At 64.6% G+C, this 576-nt stretch carries 1 pseudogene; it reads left to right on the forward strand.

The window, feature by feature from the left end:
- Positions 1-576 (forward strand): annotated as a pseudogene (locus tag PYR91_RS36350) (hypothetical protein); the annotation flags it as partial.

Here is a 576-nt window from a genome sequence, read left to right on the forward strand (position 1 = left end):
GTGTCGCTCGCGTCGGCGAGCACCGCGCAGAAGACCGCGGACTTCTGGCAGAGCAACCGTGGCGCCAACCTCAGGGCCGCCGCGCAGTTCACCGGTGACCAGCAGGTTTCGGGCAAGGTCAAGCTCGGCGGCGGCGAGGCGGAGCCCGACGGCAAGACGGGCACCGTTCCCCCGACCGGTCTTGAGAAGGTCACCCCGACCAAGGTCAAGAACGTCAACCTGCCCAAGACCATCGGCAAGGTGTTCTTCACCGTCGGTGACAAGGAGTACTGGTGCTCCGCGTCGTCGGTGCAGGCCAAGTACCGCAACCTGGTCGCCACCGCCGCGCACTGCGTGTTCGACGAGAACGTCCAGGAAGGCGCCCTCGACAACTGGGTGTTCATCCCCGGCTACTACCAGGGCAAGTCCCCCTGGGGCATCTACGTCGGCAAGACCGCGTACACCCACTACGACTTCGCGGTGTACGAGGACTACGACAGCGACTACGCCTTCGTCACGGTCTACAACGGCATCTCCTACGCCGGCGAGAAGGTCGTCACCAAGGACGCCTACGACAAGTGGCAGGGCTACAAGTAC

It is taken from the genome of Sphaerisporangium sp. TRM90804 (assembly GCF_029846175.1).
GTDB lineage: Bacteria > Actinomycetota > Actinomycetes > Streptosporangiales > Streptosporangiaceae > Sphaerisporangium.